Here is a 7,219-nt window from a genome sequence, read left to right as displayed (position 1 = left end):
GATCCTTGTCTAGTGATATTGAAACCGGTAGTGTATTACCAGCATACTCTTTAGCTAAAAGCTCACTTTGAGGATACATTTTTATTTCCCTTCCAAAATGTGAGTCTATAAAATTATTGCTCCAAAATTTGTCTCCAGAATGTACATATTTGTCAGTAGCATACGGTACACCACCATAATTGCATTGAACTTTGTAATCTCCAACACCATTATTTTGAAAAAAATCATGAATGGCAGCGTAACTATCAGCAGCATCATTTATGTAGTCCATTACCTACCCCTTAAAACCTTTTAATTTATTATATCACAAGAAATTAAATCTATCAATAAAAAGACTTTTTTTGATATCAAGTATCTAGGGAGCATATTGATAGGATTGTGACATTCGTATTTCCCAGTTCTTCACATACTGCTGGACTAATTCAGGATAATTTTCAATAATTAATAAATTTTCAGCGTTTCCCTTTTCAGCTGTCTTACTGAGGTTAAACGATCCTGTGATGACTTTTTGATTATCAACAATTATTACCTTATTATGAGCAATTTTTGGCTTATTATCGATCCAAATCGGTATTCCATTTGAAAACAATTCGCTTATGACACTATATTTTGAATGGAGTTGTGATTTATCTAAGACGACTTTAACATCAACACCACGCTCTTTGGCGTTAATCAAAGATTTTGCAACTGTTCCAAGAGTAAATGTATATTCTTGAACTAAGATAGATTCTTTAGATTGGTCTATCTCGCTGATTATCGGTACAGCACAGTCTTCTTCAGGTGAGAAGCAAACTGTTGCTTTTGGGCAAGGCGAGAATGTAGGACCCACATAGTAATACAGAGAAAAACATGCTGACAAAAATAAAAGATATAAAAGCCTCACAAACCACACCTAAATACACGGCGGTAGTCTACATCATAGTTTAATCATCTGTCAACCCATATTCCTTCCACTTCTCTGTAACTTTCTTTATTATTTCCTCGCTCATTTCAATTTTTCTTCCCCATTCTCGTTTGGTTTCAGGTGGAAGTTTGTTTGTTGCATCAAACCCTATTTTACCTCCGAGACCACTTTCAGGGGAAGCAAAATCTAAATAATCAATTGGGGCATTCTCTATCGTAATTGTATCACGCACAGGGTCCATTCTTGTTGACATTGCCCACATCACCTCTTTCCAATCACGTATATTTATATCATAATCAACAACTATAATAAATTTCGTGTATAAGAACTGTTTGAGAAAAGATAGTGTGCCCATAACAATTCTTTTTGCATGCCCTGGATAAGCCTTTTTTATCGACACTACCGCTATTCTATATGAACAACCTTCTGGGGGCAGATAAAAATCTACTATTTCCGGAAACTGATTGATAAGAATCGGCACAAAGATTTCGTTGAGTGCTTCACCAAGAATTGATGGTTCATCAGGTGGTTTGCCAGTAAAAGTGCTGAGATAAATTGGATCTTTGCGCATTGTAATTGCAGTGATGTTAAACTCAGGAAACTGTTCAACAGCATTATAGTAACCGGTATGGTCTCCATATGGCCCTTCATCTTGGTAATTATCCAAACTTACATATCCTTCCAAAACAATTTCTGCATGAGCTGGAACCTGAAGAGGAATAGTTTTACAATTTACAAGCTCAAGTGGTTTTTTTCGCAGCAGCCCGGCAAATTGGTATTCTGATAAAGTCTCCGGCACCGGAGTTACCGCAGCAATAATTGTTGCAGGATCGCTACCAATCACAGCAGCCGCAGGAAACTTCATATTTTGTCCCCTCTCCTTCCACCGTTTATGGTGACCTGCACCACCACGATGTGCAAGCCAGCGCATGAGAGTCGTTTTTTTATTCACAACCTGCATACGATATATTCCAAGATTGAAATTATCTTGCTTGTCTGCTGTTGGTCCTTTTGTTACCACAAGTGGCCAAGTGATAAGCGGTGCAGGCTCGTTTGGCCAGCATGTCTGAATAGGTAGCAAACTAAGATCCACCTCATCCCCAGTTAGCACCACCTCTTGACATGGGGCTTTGCTCACAACTTTGCTCCGCATCGACAATACAACTTTTAGTAGAGGAAACATTTTCACAGCATCTTTGAAGGTTTTTGGTGGCTCAGGTGATCGCAAAAATGCTAGAAGTTTACCCAGATCCCTTAATTCATCAGAATTTATACCAAGTCCGAATGCAATTCTCTCAATAGTACCAAATAAATTCACTAAAACGGGAATTGAATTTTTGCCATTTTCTGTGACAACATTTTCAAAGATGATAGCTGGTCCCTTGTTTGACAAAACCCTACGATGAATTTCTGTCATTTCAAGAATAGTTGAAACTTCTTTTTTAATTCTAATTAGATCTTTTTTTTCTTCTAATGCTCTGATGAAGTCGCGTAAGTTATTGTACATATTTTAAAAATTTTAAGCCTTTTAAGAAGTGCTTTTCCCAGCACAACTCATTCACTTATTATTATAGAGGCTCTAGAAAAATTATTCTCCAATTCGCTTTTTAAGTTTTTATATTCAGCAGTCTTTAATTCTTCATTGGTAATAAAGCTTTTCTTTATGGTTATTAAATTGCTAAATTCGGTTCCATCATTTTGATATTTACAGAACCTATTTACATATAACCAAGGAGAATTTATTTCAAAATTCAAATTTTCACAATTTTTAATTTTGATATCTTTTATTATCATATGGCTTTCCTTAGTTTTAGGAACACCAATAAAAAGATCTGACACTTGGTCAGAAGCTGTATTGACAACATCATTAAGCCAATTATCTCCTAAATTCAAAGCAGGTCCTAGATTTGTCTTAAAAATCTTATTTTTTTGCTGAAACTCATATTTGATTGTAAGATCTTCTACATTACGTAAAGTAAGGTCAGGCAATTCTAAGAACTTCTTTTCTTCTTCATCAAGATATACTCCACTAATCATACGAAAAACAGAATCCCTTAATTGCTCATTTGAATAATACAATCCAACCCCTGTTAAGCCTAAGGCTGCTTCCCCTTGCACGGTAAGCTGGCCATATTCATTTACAACATTATCTTCTATAGTTAATTCACTATGGGATATCACTTTTGAATTTTCACCTTGTACAGCAGGAATTTTTATGTAATCCGCTTCCTCAGAATCGAGTACTAAAGCGTTTCTATCAGCAATGTCTGGAAAAATACCCTGTGCCATACTGACGGTATTAGTTGGATCGATCCAATATATTTTTCCATCTCTATTTGTTACTTTGAGCATCACATGATTAAAATTACCCATATTAGGTAATGCTTCAGGATTAGAAGTGCTAGTAGTTCCTCTCATAACTAAAATAGGTTGAACTTTATAACCAAGTTTTTGCAGAATAGCAGCCGTGCTAGCAGAAAAGTCTTTGCAATCCCCGACTTGAGAATCAGCAATTTTCTCCAAATCTCTCGGAAAAAATTTTCCTGACACTGTACGCCAGTCTCCCATGTACTGAACTTTTTCATTCAATAAAGAAGTAACTGCATTAATTTTCTCCTCATCGGTACTCTCATTGGCAGCAAATTCTGCTATAGCTTCAAAAGTTGCAGGAAGCGGCTGATTGATGACGCTATGATATCCAGGAGCTAATTTTTTAGCTAAATCCTCCCATTCAGATAAGCTTGAAAGTGATACCCAAGTGTTGTGTTTTATGTTCAATATTCCATTATGTGGTTCATTTGTTGTGTTTTCATAAACTGCTCTCTTTAAAGCAATGCTTATAGAATGTACATCATCCTTTTTTTCCTCAGCAATTTCTAATACGCTTCTTGGATCATTAACTTTAATCTCTAGAGGCAATTCAGAATTGATTTTAGTATTTTCTGCTTGTAAATAATCCCCATAATACGAAAAGCTCAAGCCATAAAAATTATCAACGGGAACCTTTTTGTTAACTTGCTTATATCTTAAATATACTTCCGTACCAATTTCTATTTTAGGGAATGAGATGGTTACTTGCCTTAACTGATCGAAACCTTTGCTAGGGCTAGCCAGCGGTTTATCCTCCATCATGTCTTCAGTTACTATATATTCTTCTCCGTTGTAAGTTGTTTTAGCCTCTAAAACAGTAAAATCTGCACTATCATCATTGTAAACAAGACTGTATAGAGAAAATCTATCACGCCCAGACTCCTTGAGTATTTTTGCTTGTAGTTCTACTTCCGTTTCGTAGGTACCATCTCTATTAACATTAATGTTAACATTAGAAAACTTAACCTCGACAGAAGCATCTTCGTACTTACTCCACCTTGCTTCAGCTGTCGAAGCTACAAAAAATGCTAACATTGCTAAGTTAAAGACAGCTTTTAAAAACCTCATTTTTTACTTACATTTATTGAAAAATCATTCTATTATATCCGAACAACACTATCGGAAATGTAAGACTTAGTGTGTTCATATTACTTAGCGACGCGCTTACCGATATTATATGCAGCGATTACAAGATAATCAACTTTTTTGCTTACAATTTGCTAGAAATAGCGGTAAAGACTATCTAAATCTTTATAAATGCCTTACTCTGCAAAATTTTTCATCACCAAATCTTATGATGAACTTTACAAAAATATCTTAAATTTCATTTTATAAAGTTTGCATTTCTTGATAAAAATGTTTTAACATTAAGCATTTCTTTAATATTTGTATTCTTTAACTAAGTATATGTCTAAGATACCATTTTTATTGATTTTTATACTTGCAGTAGCAAGTTTACCAGTAATAAACAATTGGCTTTCACACCGCAGTCAGAACTTAAATGATGATTATATAGGTGAGAGATTGGATAATTACATCAGTAAAAATTTTGATAGAGTTCTAAAAGCTCTCCAGGAAGAGTCAGCTAAAAATAGTTATGCTAATGCAACCAAAAATAAAATTTCTCAGCATAAAAATGAAATATTCGACTCCACTTATCCTTACTCGGGAAATGAAAATAGCAATATCATAGCTGTAGGTTTTTTTGACTATTCTTGTGGATATTGCAAAGCTATAAAGAACGATGTAAAACAATTGATCAATGATGGCAAAATTAAGTATATCTTTAGAGATGCTCCAATACTTGGTAACAATTCTTTAAAGGCAGCAAAAGGTGCTTTAGCAACTTATTTTATCGATAAAGAAAAGTACTTAGATTTTCACTATGCTGCACTAGATCACAGAGGAGAATTTTCAGATAAAACTATATTAGGTATAGTGAAAAATATAGGGATTAACGAGAACGATTTTAATAACTCTATGAAAAATAATGCAGACAAAATTGAGCAAATGATAAACAACAGCAAACTTTTAGTAAGGAATTTAGGAGTAGGCGGTACACCTTTTTTGATAATTGGAGATAGTCTTTTTGTAGGAGCAACTGATTTAAATGTGCTACGCAAAAAAGTGGATGAGTTAAAAGATTAATAAATTCCCTGCTTGACAGCATAAGAGAGTTTAAGTATAGTTAAGATATACTAAGTAACAATATGTATAGGCTACATATTAGTTCAAGAAAAGTAGGTGATGTTTGCTTGCAACACAGCACGACCTTAAGTAATTAGCCTTCCTAGGCTGATTAATCTATTAAAATACAATCATTATTTTGGAGTTATAACATGAAAAATTTCAACAGAAAACCAATTGCTCTTTTTCGGCAAGTCGAAAAAAGCACAAAATTAAGTCAATTTTTATTTAAGAATCTAGACTCTTTTTATTCTCAAAGGCTAGAAAGACTAGTTGATAAATTTCGGGCACAAAAAACAAAAAGAAGTAGTTTATTGAATGAGCTAAAGAGAGCTTATCCTGAAAAGCTAAAAATAGGAGCTTCTATATCAGAAGGAGATTGCTTTTTTGACTCCGTGGCTCAAGGATTGAATGAGCTAAATATAAAACCTGGTCATCGTTTTACCGCAAAATCATTAAGAGAAGATTGTGAAAATTATGCTAGAGCAAATGCAAATTCGTGGGTTTATAAAAAAATAACAGGAGATGCTGAAGAAGGAGGATATTTTGTAGGTGAAGGAAATTTGGATAGCAAAGTAATAGCGAAGGAAAGAAATAGTGAAGATGAAAAAGGCATATCTGCACAAACAGACTGGTGTAAAGGTGAAGAAATAATAACCAAATATACAGAAGAGGAGTTTTTCAGCTGGTTACTAGAGGAATATCGTGAAGATAGAGAAGGGAAGATTTTAGAGATTTTGAAAAGTAGATATGGCACAGATAATGATTTGTTACTAGAAGACTATAACGAATATGAAACAAGTAAAGATAAAGAAGAAGAAATAAGCGAAGATGAAGAAGAAATAAGCGAAGATGGAAAAGAAAAAGGAGAAAAAGTTACTATTAAGCCAGATAATTCCAAGTCTTTTTCTAAATATCTAAACAACATTAAAAATATGTCTACAGAAACTAATTCTCTAGCTATATGGGGTCGTCCAGAGATTGAAGGGAGAATGATATGCGACAAGTACAAAGTGGAACTTTATATTTATTCAATAGAGGAAGATAGTCAAAAAGTTACGGTAACTAAAATTACAGGACATGATGATGATCCAGAAGTTTTTATACAAGATATAAATCTCAATCAACTAGAGATAGATAGTAGCAAAAAAACTGTAGGAGTAGTGAATTACATGAGGCATTTTGTGCCACTTCTTAGCAAAATCCCTTCTGATATAACAGAAAATCAATCAGTTTCTAATGAAGAAATCTTTGGTGAGGTTACAGAAGCTTCTGCTTCTGATCAATCAGAGCAAGAAGAACAATATAATATCAGAACTAGCAAATCAGCAATTGTGCAAGATCATGAAACACAAAAAGAGAGAATTAATACCAGCGCTAGTGAGCCAATTCATACAGATACAGTAATTACTATTTCTCATCAACAAGGGCAAGAAACACAACAAGAGGAAATAGAAAAGAAATTAATCAATAGTTACAGAAGAGAAGCTATTTATAGCATAGCTGCTGTAATAACAGCTATAGCATTCACAGCATCTGCTATAGCTGCTGTTTTTACTCAACCAATGCCTTTAGCATGTCTTGCTGGAGTTGCTTTAGCCATTGCATGTGTTTGTGTATATCAGTTAACGCAGAGTCATCAAGACATTAACGAACTGAAAGGTAAGGTAGGAGAAAACAACACCTTTACTTTTCTAGAAGAAACGGGATTTAAAATTTATAGCCTGATTGATAAAGCAGCTTCAAAAATTTAAGATC

The 7,219-nt window shown here is 34.1% G+C and carries 5 protein-coding genes and 1 pseudogene; 2 read left to right on the top strand and 4 right to left on the bottom strand.

The window, feature by feature from the left end; genetic code table 11:
* The 4 genes and pseudogenes from ACJ5GX_RS01205 to ACJ5GX_RS01190 all read right to left on the bottom strand — a co-directional run.
* Positions 1–271: pseudogene (locus ACJ5GX_RS01205) on the bottom strand (hypothetical protein); the annotation flags it as partial.
* A gap of 84 nt (positions 272–355) precedes the next feature.
* Positions 356–883, bottom strand: a complete 528-nt coding sequence (locus ACJ5GX_RS01200; RefSeq protein ID WP_007301949.1) for a phospholipase D family nuclease — start codon at positions 881–883, stop codon at positions 356–358.
* A 40-nt stretch (positions 884–923) separates the two neighbouring features.
* Positions 924–2,411, bottom strand: coding sequence for a UbiD family decarboxylase (locus tag ACJ5GX_RS01195; protein ID WP_052264652.1), 1,488 nt, complete (start codon positions 2,409–2,411; stop codon positions 924–926).
* A 47-nt stretch (positions 2,412–2,458) separates the two neighbouring features.
* Positions 2,459–4,342 (bottom strand): DUF3857 domain-containing protein, encoded by a 1,884-nt coding sequence (locus ACJ5GX_RS01190; protein WP_052264651.1) that lies wholly within the window; start codon positions 4,340–4,342, stop codon positions 2,459–2,461.
* 339 nt (positions 4,343–4,681) lie between these two features.
* On the opposite strand from ACJ5GX_RS01190, the gene ACJ5GX_RS01185 reads away from it, so the two are divergent.
* Positions 4,682–5,422: a DsbA family protein gene (locus ACJ5GX_RS01185; protein WP_052264650.1), complete on the top strand. Its 741-nt coding sequence runs from the start codon at positions 4,682–4,684 to the stop codon at positions 5,420–5,422.
* A gap of 191 nt (positions 5,423–5,613) precedes the next feature.
* Complete coding sequence (locus ACJ5GX_RS01180) at positions 5,614–7,215, top strand: OTU domain-containing protein (protein WP_230609265.1); 1,602 nt, start codon at positions 5,614–5,616, stop codon at positions 7,213–7,215.
* The last annotated feature ends 4 nt before the right edge of the window (positions 7,216–7,219 follow it).

The sequence above is a fragment of the Wolbachia endosymbiont of Tuta absoluta genome, from assembly GCF_059414725.1.
This window is presented reverse-complemented; position numbering and strand designations above follow the sequence as displayed.

Coding starts and splice junctions, on each gene's coding strand:
- ACJ5GX_RS01185 (WP_052264650.1), top strand. CDS start 4,682: ATGTCTAAGATACCATTTTTATTGATTTTTATACTTGCAGTAGCAAGT.
- ACJ5GX_RS01195 (WP_052264652.1), bottom strand. CDS start 2,411: ATGTACAATAACTTACGCGACTTCATCAGAGCATTAGAAGAAAAAAAA.
- ACJ5GX_RS01180 (WP_230609265.1), top strand. CDS start 5,614: ATGAAAAATTTCAACAGAAAACCAATTGCTCTTTTTCGGCAAGTCGAA.
- ACJ5GX_RS01190 (WP_052264651.1), bottom strand. CDS start 4,342: ATGAGGTTTTTAAAAGCTGTCTTTAACTTAGCAATGTTAGCATTTTTT.